At 64.3% G+C, this 21,899-nt stretch carries 15 protein-coding genes; 7 read left to right on the forward strand and 8 right to left on the reverse strand.

Going from position 1 to position 21,899, the window contains the following annotated elements; translation table 11 throughout:
* Positions 1-60: 60 nt before the first annotated feature.
* A complete protein-coding gene (locus BFP93_RS02170; RefSeq protein WP_065891770.1) occupies positions 61-1,236 on the reverse strand; it encodes an integrase core domain-containing protein in 1,176 nt (391 codons plus the stop codon).
* 452 nt (positions 1,237-1,688) lie between these two features.
* Here BFP93_RS02170 and BFP93_RS02175 point away from each other — a divergent pair, with 452 nt between their 5' ends.
* From BFP93_RS02175 to BFP93_RS02205, 7 genes are all read left to right on the forward strand, one after another.
* Positions 1,689-2,648, forward strand: a complete 960-nt coding sequence (locus tag BFP93_RS02175; RefSeq protein WP_020301524.1) for an AAA family ATPase — start codon at positions 1,689-1,691, stop codon at positions 2,646-2,648.
* 5 nt (positions 2,649-2,653) lie between these two features.
* Positions 2,654-3,586: a DUF58 domain-containing protein gene (locus BFP93_RS02180; protein ID WP_065891780.1), complete on the forward strand. Its 933-nt coding sequence runs from the start codon at positions 2,654-2,656 to the stop codon at positions 3,584-3,586.
* Positions 3,583-4,077 (forward strand): DUF4381 domain-containing protein, encoded by a 495-nt coding sequence (locus BFP93_RS02185; protein ID WP_065891781.1) that lies wholly within the window; start codon positions 3,583-3,585, stop codon positions 4,075-4,077. Before BFP93_RS02180 ends, BFP93_RS02185 begins: the two co-directional genes overlap by 4 nt.
* Entirely contained in the window at positions 4,070-5,158 is a 1,089-nt protein-coding gene (locus tag BFP93_RS02190; RefSeq protein WP_065891782.1) for a vWA domain-containing protein, read from the forward strand. The genes BFP93_RS02185 and BFP93_RS02190 overlap by 8 nt, the downstream gene beginning before the upstream one ends.
* Positions 5,155-6,894 (forward strand): tetratricopeptide repeat protein, encoded by a 1,740-nt coding sequence (locus tag BFP93_RS02195; RefSeq protein WP_065891783.1) that lies wholly within the window; start codon positions 5,155-5,157, stop codon positions 6,892-6,894. The genes BFP93_RS02190 and BFP93_RS02195 overlap by 4 nt, the downstream gene beginning before the upstream one ends.
* Entirely contained in the window at positions 6,891-8,531 is a 1,641-nt protein-coding gene (locus BFP93_RS02200) for a BatD family protein (RefSeq protein ID WP_065891784.1), read from the forward strand. The genes BFP93_RS02195 and BFP93_RS02200 overlap by 4 nt, the downstream gene beginning before the upstream one ends.
* A 565-nt stretch (positions 8,532-9,096) precedes the next feature.
* A complete protein-coding gene (locus BFP93_RS02205; protein ID WP_065891785.1) occupies positions 9,097-9,336 on the forward strand; it encodes a DUF6124 family protein in 240 nt (79 codons plus the stop codon).
* Between the two features lie 538 nt (positions 9,337-9,874).
* Here BFP93_RS02205 and glsB read toward each other — a convergent pair.
* From glsB to lexA, 7 genes are all read right to left on the reverse strand, one after another.
* Positions 9,875-10,783, reverse strand: a complete 909-nt coding sequence (gene glsB / locus BFP93_RS02210) for a glutaminase B (RefSeq protein ID WP_065891786.1) — start codon at positions 10,781-10,783, stop codon at positions 9,875-9,877.
* Positions 10,784-11,158: 375 nt separating this feature from the next.
* Positions 11,159-13,678, reverse strand: a complete 2,520-nt coding sequence (gene uvrA, locus BFP93_RS02215; RefSeq protein ID WP_065891787.1) for an excinuclease ABC subunit UvrA — start codon at positions 13,676-13,678, stop codon at positions 11,159-11,161.
* On the reverse strand, positions 13,675-15,387 hold the full coding sequence (locus BFP93_RS02220; protein WP_065891788.1) for an ATP-binding protein: 1,713 nt from the start codon (positions 15,385-15,387) through the stop codon (positions 13,675-13,677). The genes uvrA and BFP93_RS02220 overlap by 4 nt, the downstream gene beginning before the upstream one ends.
* A gap of 100 nt (positions 15,388-15,487) precedes the next feature.
* Positions 15,488-18,559 carry an error-prone DNA polymerase gene (locus BFP93_RS02225; RefSeq protein ID WP_065891789.1) on the reverse strand — a complete coding sequence of 1,024 codons (3,072 nt, stop codon included), beginning with the start codon at positions 18,557-18,559 and terminating at the stop codon, positions 15,488-15,490.
* A gap of 136 nt (positions 18,560-18,695) precedes the next feature.
* Positions 18,696-20,111: a Y-family DNA polymerase gene (locus BFP93_RS02230; protein WP_065891790.1), complete on the reverse strand. Its 1,416-nt coding sequence runs from the start codon at positions 20,109-20,111 to the stop codon at positions 18,696-18,698.
* 7 nt (positions 20,112-20,118) lie between these two features.
* A complete protein-coding gene (gene imuA, locus BFP93_RS02235; RefSeq protein ID WP_065891791.1) occupies positions 20,119-20,733 on the reverse strand; it encodes a translesion DNA synthesis-associated protein ImuA in 615 nt (204 codons plus the stop codon).
* Positions 20,733-21,350: a transcriptional repressor LexA gene (gene lexA, locus BFP93_RS02240; RefSeq protein WP_065891792.1), complete on the reverse strand. Its 618-nt coding sequence runs from the start codon at positions 21,348-21,350 to the stop codon at positions 20,733-20,735. Before lexA ends, imuA begins: the two co-directional genes overlap by 1 nt.
* Positions 21,351-21,899: the final 549 nt, after the last annotated feature.

Raw genomic sequence — 21,899 nt, forward strand, 5'->3', positions numbered from 1 at the left:
GCGAGGTGCCGAGTGGTGGGGCATGTACGGGACAACCACATGGGTTACAAAAAAGTGCATTCACATAGGTGACACTTTGATTGAAACATAGCCGTTCTTTGCATCCCTAGCATTGACGTGACCTAGTATCACCGGACCGAAGATCACATTCCATACCCCGTCCTTGATCAGCTCCATTCCAATGTTCTGATGCCTGAGCAGGTTACCCACGTATATCCGCAGACCAGCTCGATTAATGATGCCGCTACCATCTGCCAGGTAACACTCAACATGGCTCGCATACACCATTTCCGGTAGCTTCTCCGGATAAGACCGAGTTGAGGGTGTGTAGCAGGAGGCCGGGGTTTTCTGACCGAGTGCCTCGTGTCCCCGCTCATAATTGTAGTGCTGCATAAATCGGTCAAAGTGTTTTTGCTGAGCCTCCCAAGCAATTGCCGGCGGTTGGGGAAAGGTGCTTTTCAGTGTCCGGTGCATGCGTTCATGACGCCCATTTTGGTCTGGCCGACCGGGCTCAATTCGCTCAGGGATAATCCCAAGGCGTAACCACCAGATTGACAATTGCGACAGCCCCGCACGCCCTGTACTCGCAAACGGCACGCCGTTATCGGTGCGGATGCGCTCAGGCATTCCATACTCACGAAAAACGCGCTCGAAGGTTTGCTGGGTCTCCTTGAGATTGGTATTGGCCATGCTCTCGCAGGCAAGCAGGAAGCGACTGGCATGATCCATGATCGTCAGCGGATAGCACCAAACGCCCGCTCCGGTAAGAAATTGGCCCTTGTAATCAGCGCTGAAGAGCTGATTAGGCGTTTCTGCCTTACGCAAAGGCTTGGGATAGACCGCGACACGCTGACGCGACGATCGAGGCGTGATCAAGTCCGCGGCCTTAAGGATGTTGTAAATCGTCGTTTTCGACGGTGGATCCTGCCCAGGAAAACGTTTCATCAGATCGTTCTGGATCTTTTTAGGACCTGGGATCGTTTCACCGGCCGAACGAAGCTCAATAATCGCCTGCCTCACAACCACCGGCACCACATAGGTTTGGTTGTGCCGGCGGCGACTACGTTCGTCGAGCCCACTGGGTCCCTCCAGTTGGTAGCGCTCGACCCATTTGTAACCAGTCTTGCGGCTGATCTGATAGTCCTGGCACAGCTGGCTAAAGCTGTGCTTTTCAGACAAATACTCGGCGATGAACATCACTTTGAGGTCCATAGGTTTCAGCTCTCTCCAGGGCATGGTCAGATCCTCGCGAAATCGACCCTGCCAGTTAAAAACTGTTACCTATGTGCGTGAACTGATTTGTAACCCATGTGGGTGAGTCATACCGGCAAGAGCGTTTTGCTTACTTTTGCGCTTTTCAAAAGTGAGCCGCTGTAAAAGCGGAACCATTAGCAGCCGTTACCTAAATAATGGATATGTACTCGGTCTGATCCAAGATACTGGCTGGCCCTGAGGCCGCCATCGGGGGCAAGCCCCCTCCCACATTTGGACCTCGGAGCGTCAGGTAGATACGCGTTGGCTGTGCGGCCGTCACCGGAGCAAGCCCCCCTACACAAAATTCCTACAAGTTTTGCCAAAAATACCCGTCACGCCGTTAGTCGCCACACCCCGCGATGCATTAAAGTAAGCCCCCCAGGCCGGTGTTTTTTCCTGACACCCAGGCTCATCTTTTCCAGGAACCGTCATCGATGGAACATCGTGAAGCGCTGCTAGCGCTGCGAACCTTTCTTTCTACGCAGATTCTCGGCCAGGAAAAACTCATCGATCGCCTGCTGATCGCCCTGCTCGCCGACGGCCATATGCTGGTCGAAGGCGCACCGGGCCTGGCCAAGACCAAGGCCATCAAAGAGCTGGCTGAAGGCATCGAAGCGCAGTTCCATCGTATCCAGTTCACCCCCGACCTGTTGCCCGCCGACATCACCGGTACCGAAATCTATCGTCCGGAAACCGGCAGCTTCGTGTTCCAGCAAGGCCCGATCTTTCACAACCTGGTGCTGGCGGACGAAATCAACCGTGCGCCGGCCAAGGTCCAGTCGGCGTTGCTCGAAGCCATGGCCGAGCGCCAGGTCAGCGTGGGGCGCAGCACCTACGAGCTGTCGCCACTGTTTCTGGTCATGGCCACGCAGAACCCCATCGAGCAGGAAGGCACCTACCCGTTGCCTGAGGCCCAGCTCGACCGCTTCCTGATGCACGTCAAGATCGGCTTCCCGGATGCCGCCGTCGAACGGCGCATCCTGCAACAGGCCCGTGGCGAAGCGCTCAACGGTGAAACCAAGCCCGAGCGCCGCGTCAGCCAGCAGGCGATCTTTGCCGCGCGCAAGGAAATCCTCGGCCTGTACATGGCCGATGCGGTGGAGGAATACCTGGTGCAACTGGTTATGGCCACGCGCACTCCGGCCAAGTTCGACCCGGAGATGGCCGAGTGGATTGCCTATGGCGCCAGCCCGCGCGGCTCCATCGCCCTGGACCGCTGCGCGCGTGCCCATGCCTGGCTGGCCGGTCGCGACTTCGTCAGCCCCGAGGATATCCAGGCGGTATTGTTCGACGTCTTGCGCCACCGCATCATCCTGTCGTTCGAAGCCGAGGCCGCGGGTGTAGACCAGGACCGTGTGGTGCAACGCATCCTTGACGTCGTTGCCGTCGCTTGAAGTCGATGAACGCGAGCGCGGGTATCCACGTCACGCTCAGTGATTTGATCGAGATGCGCCATCGCGTGCGGGAAGTGCAATTGTTTTCCACCCCCGGCCAGCGCAGCCCGTTGATCGGCCTGCACCACTCCAAGCTGCGCGGGCGCGGTGTGGATTTCGACCAGGTGCGTGTGTATCAGGCCGGGGACGACGTGCGCACCATCGACTGGCGCGTGACGGCGCGTACCCAGGAGCCCCACACCAAGCTGTTCCACGAAGAGCGCGAACGGCCGATTTTCATCATGGTCGAGCAAAGCTGCCGGCTGTTTTTCGGCTCGGGGCAGATGTTCAAGTCGGTGCTCGCCGCACAAGCCGCCAGCCTGATCGGCTGGGCGGCACTGGGGCATAACGACCGCGTGGGCGGCCTGGTGTTCGGCGACAGCGAGCACTACGAAATCAAACCCCGGCGCAGCAAGCAAAGCCTGCTGCAACTGCTCAACCGCCTGGTGCGGGTCAACCAGAGCCTCACCACCGAGAGCCTTCCTGAAGCCGACGCGCTGGGCATGGCCCTGCGCCGTGGCCGCGAAGTGCTGCGCCCGGGCAGCCTGGGCATTGTGATCTGTGATGAACGAGCGCTCACAGAGGGCGCCGAGCAACAGTTGAGCCTGCTGTCGCGCCACTGCGACCTGCTGCTGTTGCCCATCTCCGACCCGCTGGACCACGCCCTGCCCGCCGCCGGCTTGCTGCGCTTTGCGCAACGCGGCGCGCAACTGGAACTGGACACGCTCAATTTCGATTTGCGCCAGGCCTACAAGGCCCAGGCCGAAGCGCGCATCGCCCGCTGGGAATTGCTCGCGCAGAAGCTACGGGTGTTATTGATGCCATTGAGCACCCAGAGTGAAATGGTCGAGCAACTGCGCGAATACCTCAACCCGCAACGCCCGGTCAAAAAACAATGAGCAGCCTCGACCAACTGCAACCGCTGATCGCCCCGCCGGCCATCGGCTTCTGGCCGCCTGCGCCGGGCTGGTGGCTGCTGTTGCTGGTGATCCCGTTGCTCGGCTGGGGCGCCTGGCGGCTGCGGCGCTGGCTGCCCGCCCGCCAGCCTATCGCCCGCGCCGAACAACCCCTGGACCCGCTGCGCATCGCGGCCCTGGCGGAGCTGGCGCTGATGCCAAAGCCCTATGACGGCGCGCCCGCCGGTGCCTGGCTGCAACAACTCAATGGCTTGCTCAAGCGCCTGTGCCGCAACGACTACCCCTACAGCCAAAGCCACACCCTCAACGGCCGCAAATGGCTGGCGTTCCTGGATAACCGCTGCCCCGCCGCCGGCCTCACACGCTGGATGGTGCTGGTCGAAGGCGCCTACAAGCCCGAATGCAAACTCGACGACAAGGCCATCGCCGGCCTGACCCAAGCCGTCGACACCTGGATTCGCAAACATGTTTGAGTTCGCCTGGCCGTGGATCTTCGTCCTGTTGCCGTTGCCGTGGCTGATGCGCCTCATCCTGCCGATGGCCGACAGCGGCGAACCGGCCTTGAAGGTCAGCTACCTCAGCGACCTCCAAAGCCTGGCCCGGCGCCGCGCCCGGATCAATCTGCCGGGCTGGCGCCAGCAGGCACCGTACGTGGTGCTGTGGCTGCTGCTGTTGACCGCCGCCGCACGCCCGGAATGGCTTGGCGAGCCGCTGCCGATTGCCGCCAGTGGCCGCGACCTGCTGGTGGCCGTGGATGTCTCCGGCTCCATGGACTTTCCCGACATGCACTGGCAGGACGAGGACGTCAGCCGCCTGGCCCTGGTCAAGCACCTGCTCGGTGACTTTCTTGAAGAGCGTGAGGGCGACCGCGTAGGCCTGATCCTGTTTGGCAGCCAGGCCTACCTGCAAGCGCCGCTGACCTTCGACCGGCGCACCGTGCGCACCTGGCTGGACGAAGCGCGCATCGGCATTGCCGGCAAGAACACTGCGATCGGCGACGCCATCGGCCTGGCCTTGAAACGCTTGCGTCAGCGCCCGGCGCAAAGCCGCGTGCTGATCCTGGTGACCGACGGCGCCAATAACGCCGGGCAAATCGACCCGCTCACCGCCGCGCGCCTGGCCGCTGAAGAAGGCGTGAAAATCTACCCGATCGGCATCGGCGCCGACCCCGAGCAAACCGGCTCCCTGGGCATTCTGGGCGTAAACCCGAGCCTGGACCTCGACGAACCGGCGCTCAAGGCCATCGCCGAGGCGACCGGCGGCCAGTATTTCCGCGCCCGTGATGGCAAGGAGCTGGAACAGATCAAGGCCACCCTCGACACCCTGGAACCCGTCGAACAGCAACCCACCCGCGCCCGCCCCGCTCACGCGCTGTACAGCGGCCCTTTGGCCCTGGCGTTGCTGCTGAGCCTGTTGCTGGTGGTGCAGGAGCGCTGGCCGAACAACGCCTTACAGCGGCTGTACGACAAACTGTCGAGCAGGGGCCTGTTCCTGCCACAAAGCCCTGAATGGCGACAGCGCCTCAAGCGCCTGCGCCTGCGGAGGCGTCGATGATCGCCTTGTGGCCGCACTGGCTGCGCCCCTGGTGGCTGTTGCTGCTGCCGCTGCTCGGTTGGTTGCTGTGGCAACTGTGGCACCGGCAAAAGCGCGCCGGACGCTGGCAGATCATCCTGCCGCCGGCCTTCCACGCCGTACTGCTCAGCGGCGGCAACGGTCGCGAAAGCAAATCCCCCTGGGTCGTGCTGGGCATCGCCTGGCTGCTGGCCGTGCTGGCGCTGCTGGGCCCCAGTTGGCAGCGGGTTGAACAACAGAGCCAAAAGCCTTCCGACCCGCTGGTGGTACTGCTGGAACTCACCCCCGAAATGCTCGCCACCGACAGCCCGCCCAATCGCCTCGAGCAGGCGCGGCGCAAGCTGTACGACCTGTTGCAGGCGCGCACGGATGCGCAAACCGCCATCGTCGTGTATGCCGGCAGCGCCCACACCCTGGTGCCGCTGTCCGACGACCTGGCCACCAGCCGTAACCTGCTCGAAGCACTGCGCCCCTCGATCATGCCCGAGCCCGGCCACCGCGCCGACCTCGCGGTGGATAAGGCCCTCGCCCTGCTCAAGCACGGCGGCCTCGGCCAGGGGCGCCTGCTGCTGATCGGCTCGTCGCTGTCCAAGCAGGAACGCCAGGGCATTCGTCTGCTGCTGCAAGGTAACCAGGCGCCAAGCCTGACAATCCTCGGCATCGGCAGCCGTGAAGGCACGCCGGTCACCCAGGAAAGCGGCGAATTCCTCAAGGACGAACAGGGTGCGATTCTGATCCCGCGCCTGGACAGCCCGACTCTCAAGGCGTTCGCCAGCGAAATGGGCGGCCGCTACCGAGCGGCGCGCCTGGACGACAAAGACCTGCGGCAACTGGGCGTACTCGATCCGCCCCAAACCCTGCGCGACGACGGCCAGCGACTGCGCCTGGACACCTGGGCCGACCAGGGTTACTGGCTGCTCCTGCCGCTGCTGCTGTTGGCCGCCTGCGCGGGACGGCGCGGCTGGCTGTTTTGCCTGCCGCTGCTCTTGATGGCCGCACCGCAGCCCAGCTACGCCTTCGAATTCCAGGACCTGTGGCTGCGCCCCGACCAGCAGGGCCAGTACCTGCTGAAGAAAAAACGCCCCGCCGAGGCCGCCGAACGCTTCCAGGACCCGCAATGGCAAGGCGTGGCCCTGTATGAAGCGGGCAACTACGCCGAGGCCATCAAGCGTTTTGCCGAAGCTGATACCGCCTACGCCCACTACAATCGGGGTAACGCCCTGGCCCGGTCCGGTGCGCTGGAAGCTGCAGTCGATGCCTACGAACAGGCGCTGGAAGCCCAGCCCGATCTGCAACCGGCCTTGAAAAACAAGGCGCTGGTGGAAAGCCTGCTGCAGCAACACGCGCAGCCCGAGCCCGACGAAGCGGAAAAAAACCAGGATGACGAAACCACCCAACCCGGCCAAACTGCGCAACCGGGCGCCGACGGGCAAAAGGCCGAGGGTGGCGAGCAATCCACCCAGGGCCAGGGCCAGACCGGCAACGGCGCTACCGACACGGCTGCCGCGCCGCCCACCGGCAGCAACGAAGTGCCCGGCAGCGAACTGGGCGATGAGCACACCACTACGCCGCCGCTGCGCCCAACCGATGCCAGCCTTGACGGCGAACACCGCCAGGCGCTGGAGCAATGGCTGCAGCAGATCCCGGACAACCCCGGGGAGCTGCTGCGGCGCAAATTCTGGTACGAACAGCAACAGCATCAGGACAAGACTCGATGAGCCGCCGCACCACCCTTCTGCTCCTGCTCGCCTTGTCGGCAGGTCACGCCCAGGCGGCGAACCTGGTCGCCAGCGTCGACCGCAGCCGCCTCAATTCCGGGGAAACGGTGGAGCTGACGGTGGAATCCAGCGACGTGACCCAGTTCGGCAAACCCGACCTGTCGCCCCTGGATGCGCAGTTCGAAGTCAGCGGCACGCGCCAGATCAACCAACTCACCACCCTGGGCGGCGATAACCACGCGACCACGCGCTGGATCATCACCTTGTTGCCCCGGGAAAACGGCACGGTGGTGATCCCGCCTCTGCAGGTGGGCGAGCTCAAGACCCAGCCGATTACCCTGCAGGTGGTCGAAACCGCCAGCCAGAACACCAGCGCCGAACTGGCGCCGGTGTTTGTCGAAGCCAGCCTCGACCAGACCAGCGTCTACGTGCAGGCCCAGGCCCTGTTGACCGTGCGCGTGTATCACTCGGTGTCGCTGTACGACGACAGCAGCCTGACGCCCCTGCAAATCCCCGATGCACGCGTGGAGCAACTGGGCGAGTCGCGCACCTATGAAAAAGTCATCAACAGCATTCGCCATGGCGTGATCGAAACCCGCTACGCGATCTACCCCCAGCGCAGCGGGCCGTTGGCAATTGCGGCGCAGACATTCAGCGCCACGTTGGTGGAGTCGCGCCCGCCGCAGGAGAACACCCTGCAGGGCACCAAGCCGGGCAAGCTGATCCACGCAAGCTCGGCGCCCCTGGCGCTGACGGTCAAGCCCAAGCCCGAGTTCTACCCCGCCGACGCGCCATGGTTGCCGGCGCGCAGCCTGAGCCTGAACGAAGTCTGGAACCCCGCGCCGGAGCATGTGCAGGTCGGTGACTCGCTGACGCGCAGCCTCACGGTCAAGGTCGAGGGCCTGTCCAGCGCGCAACTGCCGGCGCTGCCCAGCACCGAAGTCAACGGCCTGCGGCGCTACCCGGATCAACCGGTATTGGGCAACGAGACCCGCGACCGCGGCCTGGTCGGCAGCCGTGAAGACCGCGAAGCCCTGGTGCCCACCCGTGCCGGAGCGCTGGAACTGCCCGCCGTGGAAGTGGTGTGGTGGAACACCCACGAAGACCACCTTGAACGCACCACCCTGCCGGCCCGCACCCTGCAAGTGGCGATCAACCCGAGCCTGGTGGTGGACACCCCCGCCATGCCGACCGTCATCACCGCGCCGGACGATGAGCGCCTGTGGCTGTGGCAACTGAGCACCGTGCTGCTGGCCTGCACCACCTTGCTGGGCTTCGGCCTGTGGTGGCGCGCCCGCCGCCAGCCCGCCGTGCAACGCGCCGCGCAAACCGGCCCCAGCCCGCGCACCCTGCTCGAGGACCTCAAACGCGCCACCCAGGCCAACGACCCCCAAGCCACCCGCCAGGCCCTCGACGCCTGGGCGCGCCAACAACCGGAAACCCTGGCCGACATGGCGGCGCGCTTCGTGCCGCTGTCGGATGCCCTGGACGGGCTCAATGGCGCGCTGTACAGCGAGAGCGGCCAGTATTGGCTGGGCGAAGACCTGTGGCGCGCGATCAAGGCCATCCCCGTGGCCGAGCGCGAACAAGACCCGGCCCTGGACACCACCAGCCTGCCGCCGCTCTATCCCAAGTAAAACGACATCGTCGATTGATCGTTCCCACGCTACGCGTGGGAATGCCGCCTGGGACGCTCCGCGTCCCGCCGACAACTCAATGCGTACAGGTGACGCAGAGCGTCACGGGATGCATTCCCACGCGGAGCGTGGGAACGATCAATCCTCCAAAACACTGGAGATCCAAATGTGGGAGGGGGCTTGCCCCCGATGGCGGTGGGTCAGCGACAACAGCGCTGGCTGACATACCGCATCGGGGGCAAGCCCCCTCCCACAGGATGGTGCCCACTCAGATATATCCCACAACCGTTTCAGGTTGTCCCTCGGAACTTCGCTGGCTAACCTCCTCGCCGTCGCTGCCAATTCAGCGACCGGATTTGACCGTCCGATTTCAAAAGAGCAACTGCGCCAACACCAATCTGGGCGTTTTTTCACGTCTGATGTATCGTGTCGCGGCAGCTGTACGCGGGATACCTTCGGGTATGCCGGTTTTGCTCCTTTTACCGGTCGGTCAACCCGCGTATTGCTGCCACCCTCTTCGATTGACCGCGAATCGTGGCAGCTCCATTCTTAAAGGAGTTTCACCATGATCAAAGACACCCCCAATCCTCCAGAACAACTCTTTACCGTACGCCCCGACCTGGGCACGGAAACCTTGCTGGTCAACGCCTCCCAGGACCTGGCATCCATCACCGACATCGCCACCCACCTCGCTTTCGAAATCGACGGAACTCATCGCAATGTTGCGCTGGGCATCTGCCGGATGCTTGAAGGCGTGCAACTGCTGGTGGACAAGGTGCTGGATGAGGCCTGCCCAGCCACGTAAATCTGGAGCGTATAAATCCCCCAAAACACTGAAGATCCAACTGTGGGAGGGGGCTTGCCCCCGATGGCGGTGGGTCAGCGACAACAGCGCTGGCTGACACACCGCATCGGGGGCAAGCCCCCTCCCACATTTGGATCGCGGATCGACACACGATACCGGTCGGCTCTAAGGCCGCCGCGCTTTTGCTCTTGATCTCAGGCGCCCCGTTAAACCACGCTGGCCGAACGCAGGCTTGAATCCGTGGGTAACCCGGCAGGACGCCGGGTTAGCCGCACTGGGCCATGGATGGCCCATTGCGGCGGCCCACGGATTCAAGCCGGAGAGAGGGCACACCGAGCCTAAGCGAGGTGCCGAGTGGTGGGGCAAGAGCGTTTTGCTTACTTTTGCGCTTTTCAAAAGTGAGCCGCTGTAAAAGCGGAACCTATATCAGCCGTTACCGCAGAAACGGATATGTACTCAATCCAACCCAGCATCCTGGTCGGCCCCGAGGCCGCCATCGGGGGCAAGCCCCCTCCCACAGTTTGGTCTGGTGGCACGCTTAGAACACCGACCACCCAATCCGCTCACTCAACAACTCCAACGCCTTGATCCCCGCCAGCGAGTTCCCCGCCGCGTTCAACTCCGGCGACCACACGCACACGGTAAACTGCCCCGGCACCACCGCGACAATCCCGCCGCCTACCCCGCTCTTGCCCGGTAACCCTACGCGATAAGCAAAGTTGCCCGCCTCGTCATACAGCCCGCTGGTGGCCATGATCGAGTTGACTTGTTTGGTCTGGCGCGCGGTCAGGATCTGCTCGCCACTGTGCGCACTCACGCCTTCGTTGGCCAGGAAGCTGAACGCCCGGGCCAGGTCCAGGCAGCTCATCTGCAAGGCGCAGTAGTTGAAGTAACTGTGCAGCACCGCGTCCACATCGTTATGGAAGTTACCGAAGGCTTTCATCAGGTAGGCCATGGCCGCATTACGCGCACCATGCCGGGCTTCGGATTCGGCAACCACGCTATCGACCAGGATCTGCGGATTGCCCGACAGCCGCCGCACAAAATCGCGCATCGACAGGATCGGCACGGCGAAACGCGACTGGTTGATGTCGCAGATCACCAGCGCGCCAGCGTTGATAAAAGGATTGCGCGGTCGGCCGCGTTCGAATTCCAGTTGCACCATGGAGTTGAACGGTTGCCCCGACGGTTCATGGCCCAGGCGCTCCCAGATACTTTCGCCGCCGTGGTCGATGGCCTGCACCAGGCTGAACACCTTGGAAATGCTCTGCACCGAAAACAGCGTATCGGCATCGCCCGCGCAATAGGCCGCGCCGTCGTTGCCGTATACCGCGATGCCAAGCTGGTTGGCGGATACGTCGGCCAGGGCGGGAATGTAATCGGCGACTTTGCCGAGGCCGATCAGAGGCCGCACTTCGTCAAGGATCGACTCCAGCAGCGCCTGCATGTCTTGTCCTGTCATCTTTTCTGGATCAGTGGTGAACGAGGCGCGGAGGATACTTCACTAGGCACGAAAGCCCCACACAATCTCCACCATCCACCCGGCGACCACCACACAGATTTGGATCAGCACCACACGATGCGAAGCGAGCCGCTCTTGATCTGCTTTTGATCTCAGGCGCCCCGTTAAACCACGCTGGCCGAACGCAGGCTTGAATCCGTGGGCAACCCGGCAGGACGCCGGGTTAGCCGCACTGGGCCAGTGTACTCAGTCTGATCCAACATCCCGGCCAGCCCCAAGGCCGCCATCGGGGGCAAGCCCCCTCCCACATTTGTCTGCATTTCAACATTGGGAAGGGGCGACACTCCCACATTGAGCCGACTAGACAAGCTCGCGCGCCAGGAATGGCGCCGTGCGGCTGTCCTTGCTGCCGGCGACGGCCTGCGGCGTACCACTGGCAACCACCTTCCCGCCCGCATTGCCGGCGCCGGGGCCGATATCGATCACCCAGTCGCTCTGCGCCACCACGCGCATTTCATGCTCGACCACCACCACCGTATGCCCCGCTTCCACCAATTGATTGAGCTGGCTGAGCAAGCGGTCGACATCCCTGGGATGCAGCCCGGTGGTCGGTTCGTCCAGCACATACAAGGTGGCGCCCCGCGCCGTGCGTTGCAGCTCGGTGGCCAGCTTGATGCGCTGCGCTTCACCGCCCGACAACTCGGTGGCCGGCTGGCCCAGGCGCAGATAGCCCAGGCCGATATCGCGCAGCACCTGCAGGGCGCGCAATACGCCGGGCTGTTCGGCAAACACCTCGACTGCTTCCTCCACAGTCAGGCCCAGCACTTGGGCGATGCTCAAGCCTTGCCATTTGACCGCCAGGGTCTCGGGGTTGTAACGCGCCCCGTGGCAGGTCGGGCATGGCGCATACACGCTGGGCATGAACAGCAACTCGACGCTGACAAACCCCTCGCCTTCACAGTTCGGGCATCGGCCCTTGGCGACGTTGAAAGAAAATTGCCCCGCGTCGTAACCGCGCTTCTTCGCCGCCGGCGTGGCGGCGAACAATTTGCGCACGTTGTCGAACAGCCCGGTATAGGTCGCAAGATTGGAGCGCGGCGTACGGCCGATAGGTTTCTGGTCCACCTGCACCAGACGCCGGATCTGCTCCAGCCCGGCGCTGATGCGCCCTTCGCTGGCGATAGGCGCAGCGTCTTCCAGGCTGGGCTCGTCGGTGCTTTCCAGCACGCGCCCGAGGCCGCTGCTGACCAGTTCCAGCAGCGCCTGGCTGACCAGGCTGGATTTGCCCGAACCGGAAATCCCGGTCACCGCCGTAAAGCAACCCAGCGGGAAATCCACGGCAAGGTTCTTCAGGTTGTTGCGCGTCACCCCTTGCAGCTTCAGCCAGCCGCTGGGTTCCCGCCGAGTGGGACTCAAGGCCCGCGGTTCGGCAAACAGGTAGTCACGGGTCTGCGACGCGGCGACATCCGCCAACCCCGCAGGTGGGCCGCTGTACAGGACTTGCCCGCCGTGCTCGCCGGCGGCCGGGCCGACATCGATCAACCAGTCGGCGCGGCGCATGGTTTCCAGGTCATGCTCCACTACAAACAGCGAATTGCCGGCCGCTTTCAAACGCGCCAGCGCGCTGAACAAGGCTTCGCCATCCGCCGGATGCAGGCCCGCCGAAGGCTCGTCCAGCACGTAGATCACTCCGAACAATTGCGAGCCCAGTTGCGTGGCCAGGCGCAAACGCTGCAACTCCCCGGACGACAGCGTCGGCGTGCTGCGCTCCAGGGACAGATAGCCCAGGCCCAGCTCGATCAAGGTCGTGACCCGTTCGAGCAGATCCTCGGCGATGCGCTGGGCAGCCAGGCGCTTTTCCACCGACAGCTTCATCTTGTCCTGCCCCGCCGCCACCGGCCGCAGCAGCTCGGCCAGGCGGGTCAGGGACAGTTGCGACAGCTCTCCGATATCCACCCCGGCAAACTTCACCGACAACGCCGCCCGGGTCAGCCGCTTGCCCTCGCACAACGGGCAGGCACTGCCTTGCATGAACTGCGACACACGCTTTTTCATCAGCGCGCTTTGGGTCTGGGCGAAGGTGTGCAGGATGTAGCGCCGCGCGCCGCTGAAGGTGCCCTGGTAACTGGGCTCCAGCTTGCGTTTCAAGGCATCGCGGGTCTGCGCCGGGGTGAAGCCGGCGTACACCGGTACGGTGGGGGTTTCTTCGGTAAACAGGATCCAGTCGCGCTGTTTTTTCGGCAGGTCGCACCATGGGATATCCACGTCATAACCCAGGGTCACGAGGATGTCCCGCAGGTTCTGGCCCTGCCATGCCAGCGGCCAGGCCGCCACCGCGCGCTGGCGGATGGTCAGGGACGGGTCGGGCACCATCAGCGCTTCGGTCACTTCATACACGCGGCCCAGGCCATGGCATTGCGGGCACGCGCCCTGGGGCAGGTTCGGCGAAAAGTCCTCGGCGTACAGCATCGCCTGCCCCGGCGGGTAACGGCCGGCGCGGGAATACAGCATGCGGATCAGGCTCGACAAGGTGGTCACGCTGCCCACCGAGGACCGCGCACTCGGTGTGCCACGCTGCTGTTGCAGGGCCACGGCGGGCGGCAAGCCTTCGATACTGTCGACATCCGGCACGCCGACCTGGTCGATCAGGCGTCGCGCATAAGGCGCCACCGATTCGAAATAGCGGCGCTGGGCCTCGGCATACACGGTGGAAAACGCCAGGGACGACTTGCCGGAACCGGACACACCGGTAAACACCACCAGGGCATCGCGGGGAATATCCACGTCGACGTTACGCAAGTTGTGTTCGCGAGCGCCGCGCACCCGCACGAAGCCAGTGTGCTGGACGGTCGATGGAGGAGTGTTGTGCTGTGAAGTCATGAACAACCTTGTCTGGCGGTGAGAACGCTGCGTACCCGTTGCGTCAGGGCGTCGGGACTGTAGGGTTTGCTCAACAGATTAATGTCGGCGCTCAGCAGATGATTGGAGGAAAGAATGTCGCGGGTGTGGCCGGAGGTGAACAGCACCGGAATCGGCGGCACCTGCTCACGCGCCCAGTTGGCCAGGTCGATGCTCTTGATGCGGCCGGGCATCACCACATCGGTAAAGATCAGTTCCGGTTGCAGGCCGGACTGCAGTTTGGCCATGGCCTGATCGCCGTCTTCGGCGGTCAGCACGGTGTAGCCCGACTGTTTGAGCAGCTCCACCACGGTCAGGCGCACGCCTTCGTTGTCCTCCACCACCAGAATGGTTTCCTGGCCGGTGCAAGGGCTCTCCAGGTCAATGTCCGGCTCGACATGTTCCGGTTCCAGGCTGCGCGGGAAATACATCTGCACCACCGAGCCCTTGTTCTCCTCGCTCCAGATGTCGACATGCCCGCCGCTTTGGCGGACAAAACCAAACACCATGCTCAGCCCGAGGCCCGTGCCCTGCCCTTCGCGCTTGGTGGTGAAAAACGGTTCGAACGCACGCTTGAGTACCGTCGACGGCATGCCCACGCCGGTGTCGGTGACCGCCAGGCGCACATACTCGCCGGGCTTGATGCTTTTGCCCGCGCATTCAGCCGGGTTGAGAATGATGTTTTCGCCGGTGATACGAATCACGCCCTCGCCTTGCATGGCATCGCGGGCATTGATCGCCAGGTTGAGCAGCGCGTTTTCCAGCTGGTTGCGGTCGACGTTGATGCACCAGGAATCCTGCGGCAACTGCACGTCGATATGGATGGTTTCACCCAGCGCGCGTTGCAGCAGCTCACCGAGGCCGGCATAGATGCGTTGCGGGTTGTACACCGCCGGCGACAGGGGCTGACGCCGCGCAAACGCCAGCAGTTGCGAGGACAAGGTGGCCCCGCGTTCCACGGCGGCAATCGCGGCGGAGACGCGCCGCTGCACTTGCGCGTTGTCCGGTTCATGGCGGGCCAGCAGGTGCAGGTTGCCGGCGATCACTTGCAGCAGGTTGTTGAAGTCGTGGGCCACGCCGCCGGTCAGGCCGCCAATCGCTTCCAGCTTCTGCGACTGGCGCAGCTGCTCCTCGGCGGCGGAACGCGCCTGCACTTCGGCCGCTACGCGCTGCTCCAGATTATGGGTCAGCTCCTGGCGCACCCGCTCGGACTTGACCAGTTCAGTGGTCTCGACCACGATCGCCAGCACCCCGGCCGGTTGCTGGTCATCCCCGGCCACCGGGCTGTAGTAGAGGTCCAGCCACAAGGTTTCCGGCCTGCCATGGCGCGACAACACCAGCTCCTTGTTGTTGAACGACAGGGTGCCACCGGCCAGGCAGGTGTCCACCACATGCCGGTTGAACTCGGCCACTTCCGGCCAGCCCAGCTCCACCGGCGTGCCCAGCAGGTACGGATGACGACCGCCGGCGAACACCGAGTAGCTGTCGTTGTAGATCATGTAACCGGCGCGCCCCCATAGCATCACCATCGGCACGGGCGAGGCGAGCATCATCTGCACGGTGCAGGCCAGGCTGGTGGACCAGCGATCGATCGGGCCGAGGTCGGTGCCTGACCAGTCAAACGCGCGAATTCGCCGGGCCATTTCACCGGCCCAGCCTTCACAGCCGTGGGAGTTGGATAAAAATTGCATGATCGGGCTCTGGGCAATGACGAGGCTGTTGCAACTTTTGGAGCGCGGCGGCGGTAGATGGTTTCATCTTGTCGAACTTGAGCTGAATAAACCACTGGCCTCAGTGAAAATCCCGGCTGCGCACCACCATGCCATCGAGCAGCGGCGACAGGTCGGTCAGGCGCCCGGCGATCAAATGCCGCACCTCGCCCACCGCCTCCCAGCGCCCGTCCACCTTGAGCAGTCGCGAGCCGACCAGGGCCTTGCGCTGACGTTCGGCCAGGTCGCGCCAGACCACCACATTGAGGTTGCCGAACTCATCTTCCAGGGTGACAAAGGTCACACCACTGGCGGTGCCGGGACGCTGGCGCCCGGTGACCAGCCCGGCCACGCTCACATTGCGCCCATGCTCCACGCTCAGCAGTTCCTGGGAACTGCGGCAGCGGCGCTTGCGCAGTTCCGCGCGCAGCAGCGTCAAAGGGTGCGGCCCCAGGGTAGTGCCAAGCGTGGCGTAATCGGCGTGCAAGTCCTCGCCCACCGTGGGTTGAGGCAATGCCACATCGGCTTCATCGGGGCTCGGCAGCCCGGCAAACAGGCCCAGCTGGGTCTGCACACCGGCCACCTCCCAGCGGGCCTGATGCCGATTACCGGCCAGGCCGCGCAAGGCGCCGGCATCGGCCAGCAAGGCTTGGGCACGCGCATCCAGGCCGGCGCGGGCGTCGAGGTCGGCGATGTCGCTGAACGCCCGGCGCTGGCGCACGGCCTCCAGGCGCCGCCCATCGTCTTCGCGAAAGCCCGAGATCATGCGCAGCCCCAGGCGAATCGCCGGTTGCGCGCCGTCGATGGGTTCCAGGCTGCAATCCCAGTCGCTGGCCTGCACGTCCACCGGGCGGATCTGCAGGCGATGACGGCGCGCGTCCTGCAGGATCTGGTCCGGGCTGTAGAAACCCATTGGCCAGCTGTTGATCAGCGCGCAGGCGAAAGCCGCCGGCTCATGGCATTTGAGCCAGCAACTGGCGTAGGTCAGCAAGGCAAAACTGGCCGCGTGGGACTCGGGAAAACCATAGCTGCCAAAGCCTTTGATCTGCTCGAAAATCTGCGCGGCGAAGGCTTCGGTGTAGCCGTTCTTGAGCATGCCGTCGCGCAGCCGCTGCTGGTGCGGTTCCAGGCCGCCGTGGCGTTTCCAGGCGGCCATGGAGCGGCGCAACTGATCGGCCTCGCCGGGGCTGTAGTCGGCGGCGACCATGGCGATCTGCATCACTTGTTCCTGGAACAACGGGATGCCCAGGGTGCGCTCCAGCACCACTTTCAATTCAGGCGATGGATACGTGGTGGGTTCTTCCTTGTTCCTGCGCCGCAAATACGGATGCACCATGCCGCCCTGGATCGGCCCCGGCCGCACGATGGCGACTTCGATCACCAGGTCGTAGAAGGTTTGCGGCTTGAGCCTGGGCAGCATCGACATCTGCGCCCGCGATTCGATCTGGAACACGCCGATGGTGTCGGCCTTGCTGATCATCGCGTAGGTGGCCGGGTCTTCCTTGGGAATAGTTGCCAGGCTCCAATTCTGGTGGCGATGGCGGCGCAGCAAATCGAAGCAGCGCCGGATCGCGCTGAGCATGCCCAGGGCGAGGATATCCACCTTGAGCAGGCCGACGGCGTCGAGGTCGTCCTTGTCCCACTGGATGATGGTGCGCTCGGCCATGGCGGCGTTCTCCACCGGCACCAGGGTGTCCAGCGGGTATTCGGAAATCACGAAGCCGCCGGGGTGCTGGGACAAATGCCGGGGAAAGCCGATCAATTGCCCGGTCAGGGTCAGTACGCGGCGCAGCAGCGGGCTGTCCGGGTCGAAGCCGCTTTCGCGCAGGCGCTCCAATGGCGGCGCGTCGTCGCTCCAGCGCCCGCAGCAGTCGGCCAATGCGTTGACCTGGTCCGGCGGCAGCCCGAGGGCCTTGGCCACATCGCGCACCGCGCCGGTCGCGTGGTAACTGCTGACCACCGCCGTCAACGCTGCACGCGTGCGGCCATAGCGCTGGAAGACGTATTGCAGCACTTCTTCGCGGCGCTCGTGTTCAAAATCCACGTCGATATCCGGCGGCTCGTTGCGCTCCCTGGACAGGAAACGTTCGAACAGCACGTTGCTCAGGCTCGGGTTGATCTCGGTGATGCCCAGGGCAAAACACACCGCCGAGTTGGCCGCCGAACCGCGGCCCTGGCACAGGATCGAACGGCTGCGGGCAAAGCGCACGATGTCGTGCACGGTAAGGAAGTAACTTTCGTAGCCCAGCTCGCTGATCAGCGCCAGTTCCTTGTCGATCTGCTCCAGGGTCTTGGGGTCAATGCCTTCGGGCCAGCGCTGGGCAATGCCCTCCTGGGTGAGGGTGCGCAGCCAGGATTCGGCATCATGGCCTGCGGGCACCAGCTCACGCGGGTAGTGATAGCGCAACTGGCCGAGGTCGAAAGTGCAGCGCCGTGCGATGGCCAGGGTTTCATCGAGCAGGGCCTGGGGGTACAGCGCGGCCAGGGCATCGAGACTGCGCAGGTGCCGCTCGCCATTGGGGTGCAAGTGCAGGCCGGCTTCGGCCACCGGGACGTGATGGCGGATGGCGGTCATGGTGTCTTGCAGGGCACGACGGCCGCGCGCATGCATGTGCACATCACCGCAGGCGACCGCCGGAATCTGCAGGCTGGCCGCCAGTTGCAGGCGTTGCTCCAGATGGCGCGCATCGTCTTGCCCGCAGTGCAGGTGCACCGCCAGCCACAAGCGCTCGGCGAAGGTGCGGCGCAGCCACTGGATGCTGGCCTGGGTGTCGCTGTCCTGCGCTACCCACAACGCCAGCAGACCGGGCAGCGGTTGCTCGAAGTCTTCCTGCAGCAGGCGGTAGCTGCCCTTTTCGGCGCGGCGTCGGGCCAGGGTGATCAAGCGGCACAGGTGCTGGTAACCGCTCAGGTTCTCCACCAGCAGCACCAGGGTCGGCCCATTCTCGATGCGCACTTCACTGCCGATAATCAGCGGCAGTTCCAGCGCCTTGGCCGCCTGCCAGGCGCGCACGATGCCCGACAGCGTGCATTCGTCGGTGATCGCCAGGGCGCTGTAGTCTTGGCGTTTGGCGCGCTCGAACAATTCCAGCGCACTGGAGGCACCGCGCTGGAAGCTGAAGTTGGACAGGCAATGCAGCTCGGCGTAACTCATGCCTGCCCCGCCCCTGCAGGAGCGAGCTTGCTCGCGAAAAACCCAAGGGCACCGCATTCATTCTGGTGCCCCGCGTTATCGTTAACCACCTTCGCGAGCAAGCTCGCTCCTACAGAGGGTGGCGACCTATGGGCTTTCATGCAAACCAGCCTTGCAACCACAATCCATCCTGTTGCCCCACTGTGCGGTAGGCCCAGCCTTGCTGGCCGGTGCGGGTCTGGATGAGGTAATAGTCGCGGCGGATATCGGCGCCGTCCCACCAGCCGGATTCGATGCGTTCCGGCCCCATCAGGATCTGTACGCCCTGCTCGGCCAGCAAGGTCGGCTGGTGCAATAACCAGCCAGGGCGCCGCACCTTGTTCAAGGTCGGGCATGGACGGGGGTCAACGGCGGTTTGCCAGGCGCATTCAGGGCGATGGTCGGCGTGAAAACGCAGGCCCTGCACCGCTTCATCGCCCAGGCGTGCGCGCAGGCGTTCGCGCAATTGTTCCCAGGGCAGGGTCTGTTGCGGGCGGTCATCGAACAGGTCCTGGCGCTGCGGCACGAACACCGGCAAGTCCTGGGCCACCAGGCGAAACCCGCGCACCGGTGCCGTGACTTGCACCTGTTCCAGGCGCCCACGGGCCAGTTCGAACAGCATCGAGGGCTCGCGCTCGGCACTCAGCAGGCCGACCTTGATCACACTGTCGGGCGCCTGGGCATGCTCCAGGTGCAGGTCGAAACGCTGCACGCCACTGTCACGCCCGCACAGGAAGGCGGACAAGTCAGCGGTCAGGCGGCGCAAGGGAAACAGCAAGGCCTGGTGGGATTGCACGTCGAAATTCAACTCGATGCGCACATCGAACCGGTCCGGCGGTTGATAGAAACCCAGGGCCAATGGCCGCTGCCCGGTCAGGGCGTCGAGGTGCTTGAGCAGGCTGGCGTCAAAGCGCCGCGCCAGGGTATGCCGGGGCAGCGCCTGCACCTGGACCAACGTGCGCAGGCCCATGCGCGACAAGGCGGTGGCGGCCTGCGGGTCAATCCCGGCGCGGTCGACCGGCAGTGGCGCCAGCGCCTGCATCAAGGCGCTGTCATCAGCCACCGCCAGGCCATCGTACCGATTGGCCAACACCCGCGCCGCCGCTGGATTGGGCGCGGCGACGATGCGGTGCCGAAAGCCCAGCTCGGTCAACTCCTGACGCAAGCGCGCTTCGAACTGCGGCCAGGGCCCGAACAGGCCCAGGCTCGACTCGATCTCGAACAGCAAGGCGCGCGGGTAATACACGCTGACCTGGGAACTGAAGCGGTAGGCCCAGGCGGCCAGAAATTGCTGGCAGCGCTCGATCTCCAGCGGGTCGTATTCAGCGCAGGCAAAGGCTTTGGTCAGCGCATGCGCCGCCGTCAGCGACTGGCCGGGACGCAACCCCAGGGCGCGGGCGGCGGTATTGACGGTTTGCAGCACGCGCCGCTGCGGCGTACCGGCCAGCAGTGCCAGCGGCTGATCGGGCTCGGGATGGGCACGCAGCACGGCGTCCAGCGCCAATTGCGGGAAAACAATACAGACCCAGCGCATGGCAACCTCAATGCCCCGCCAGGGCAATCGGCGCCGGGTGGGCCAGGCCGCCCCGGCATTTGAGCACGCGCACTTGTGCCGGCCGTGACTCGACCGCCAGGCGCAAGGCGGCCGGTGATGGATTGATCGCCTCACTCAAGGAGCGCCAGGCAAACGCCAGGGTCTGCCCGGTTTCCGCCGCCACCTGCAAACGGCGCAAGGCCCGGTCATCGGCCTTGTGCGGCCAGCACAACACCGCGCCGCAACTGCCCGAGCGCAGGCATTGTTCCACCGCCCACAGCGCATCACGCTCCTGGGCCTGGATCACTGCGAGCTGGCGCACATCCACTCCGGCGTTCTGCCAGGCGTGGGGGTACGGCGTGTAGGGCGGCGCCACCAGCACAATGCGCTCGCCCAGCGCCGACAAGCGCGCCAGGGTCGGCAGCACCAGTTGCAGTTCGCCCACGCCGTCCCGGGCCATCAGGATTTCACTCAAGGCCGCCTCCGGCCAGCCGCCGCTGGGCAGCACCGCGTCCAGCGCCGCCAGCCCCGTGGGATGCACACTGGCCGGTGGCGCGGCGGGCCGGCCCTTCCAGACTCGCCCGCCATTGAACAGCGAGTCCAGGGCAACCACGGCGCCCATCAGCCTTGCCTCACCAGGCCGCAGAACACCCCTTCGATAGCCAGGTCCTGATCGGCCCCGACCACGATAGGCTGATACGCCGGGTTGCGCGGCAGCAGGCGCACCTTGTCGCCCGTGCGCTCGAAACGCTTGATGGTGACTTCACCGTCCAGGCGCGCCACCACAATCTGCCCGTTCAAGGCCTCGGCACTGCGCCGCACGCCCACCAGGTCGCCATCGAGAATACCGTCCTCGATCATCGAATCGCCCTGCACACGCAGCAGGTAGTCCGGGGTTTTGGCGAACGTGGCGGGGTCCAGTTGCAGGCGATTGTGCACTTCGGCATCCGCCCCGATGGGCAGGCCCGCGGCCACACGACCGAGCACCGGGATGTCCAGCCATTCCGGGCGCGGCGGTTGGTTGAGCAGGCGAATACCACGGGCCTGGTTGGGGTTGACTTCGATAAAGCCCGCTTCGGTCAGGGCTACCACATGCTTGCGGGCGACGCTGCGCGAGGCAAAGCCGAACGCCTCGGCGATCTCGGCGAGGCTGGGGGGCTGGCCTTGCTGCGCGATGCGGTCGCGGATGAAGGTCAGGATGGCGGTACGGCGGGGGGTCAGGGTTGTCATGGAGTACATTTGTACTCCTGTGGGAAATTTCTGACAATAGCCGTCAGTCGGGGGTGGGGGGTGGCCGGGATGTTGGATTGGACCGGGTACATATCCGTTTCTGCGGTCACGGCTGCTATGGGTTCCGCCCTTACGGCGGCTCACTTTTGGAAAAGAGCCCCAAAAGTAACCAAAAGGGCTCTTGCCCCACCACTCGGCACCTCGCCTAGGCTCGGTGTGCCCACAATCCGACATTGATGTGGGGGGCCGCCGCCACGCGCCATCCATGGCGCGGGGCGGCTAAACCGGCGTCCTGCCGGTTTACCCCCCACATCAATATCGAATTGCGGCCAGCGTGGTTTAACGGGGCGCCTAAGATCAAAAGCAAGAGCGGCTCGCTTCGCATCGTGGATACGCGGGCTTGCGTACACCGCCATCTGTAGGAGCGAGCTTGCTCGCGAAAAACTCACAGGCGCCGCGTTGAGTCAGGAAGCACGCGTTATCGTTGACGTTTTTCGCGAGCAAGCTCGCTCCTACACAACGCAGCCGCGCCCACCCGTAACCACGATGCGAAGCGAG

The organism is Pseudomonas sp. 44 R 15 (assembly GCF_900004965.1).
Taxonomy (GTDB): domain Bacteria; phylum Pseudomonadota; class Gammaproteobacteria; order Pseudomonadales; family Pseudomonadaceae; genus Aquipseudomonas; species Aquipseudomonas orientalis_A.

Bases quoted from the DNA above. Each gene is read 5' to 3' on its own strand.
- glsB (WP_065891786.1), bottom strand. From the start codon at position 10,783: ATGCAGGCGCTGCTGGAGTCGATCCTTGACGAAGTGCGGCCTCTGATC.
- BFP93_RS02220 (WP_065891788.1), bottom strand. From the start codon at position 15,387: ATGCAATTTTTATCCAACTCCCACGGCTGTGAAGGCTGGGCCGGTGAA.
- BFP93_RS02190 (WP_065891782.1), top strand. From the start codon at position 4,070: ATGTTTGAGTTCGCCTGGCCGTGGATCTTCGTCCTGTTGCCGTTGCCG.
- imuA (WP_065891791.1), bottom strand. From the start codon at position 20,733: ATGGGCGCCGTGGTTGCCCTGGACTCGCTGTTCAATGGCGGGCGAGTC.
- BFP93_RS02205 (WP_065891785.1), top strand. From the start codon at position 9,097: ATGATCAAAGACACCCCCAATCCTCCAGAACAACTCTTTACCGTACGC.
- lexA (WP_065891792.1), bottom strand. From the start codon at position 21,350: ATGTACTCCATGACAACCCTGACCCCCCGCCGTACCGCCATCCTGACC.
- BFP93_RS02170 (WP_065891770.1), bottom strand. From the start codon at position 1,236: ATGCCCTGGAGAGAGCTGAAACCTATGGACCTCAAAGTGATGTTCATC.
- BFP93_RS02180 (WP_065891780.1), top strand. From the start codon at position 2,654: ATGAACGCGAGCGCGGGTATCCACGTCACGCTCAGTGATTTGATCGAG.
- BFP93_RS02200 (WP_065891784.1), top strand. From the start codon at position 6,891: ATGAGCCGCCGCACCACCCTTCTGCTCCTGCTCGCCTTGTCGGCAGGT.
- uvrA (WP_065891787.1), bottom strand. From the start codon at position 13,678: ATGACTTCACAGCACAACACTCCTCCATCGACCGTCCAGCACACTGGC.
- BFP93_RS02225 (WP_065891789.1), bottom strand. From the start codon at position 18,559: ATGAGTTACGCCGAGCTGCATTGCCTGTCCAACTTCAGCTTCCAGCGC.
- BFP93_RS02230 (WP_065891790.1), bottom strand. From the start codon at position 20,111: ATGCGCTGGGTCTGTATTGTTTTCCCGCAATTGGCGCTGGACGCCGTG.
- BFP93_RS02195 (WP_065891783.1), top strand. From the start codon at position 5,155: ATGATCGCCTTGTGGCCGCACTGGCTGCGCCCCTGGTGGCTGTTGCTG.
- BFP93_RS02185 (WP_065891781.1), top strand. From the start codon at position 3,583: ATGAGCAGCCTCGACCAACTGCAACCGCTGATCGCCCCGCCGGCCATC.
- BFP93_RS02175 (WP_020301524.1), top strand. From the start codon at position 1,689: ATGGAACATCGTGAAGCGCTGCTAGCGCTGCGAACCTTTCTTTCTACG.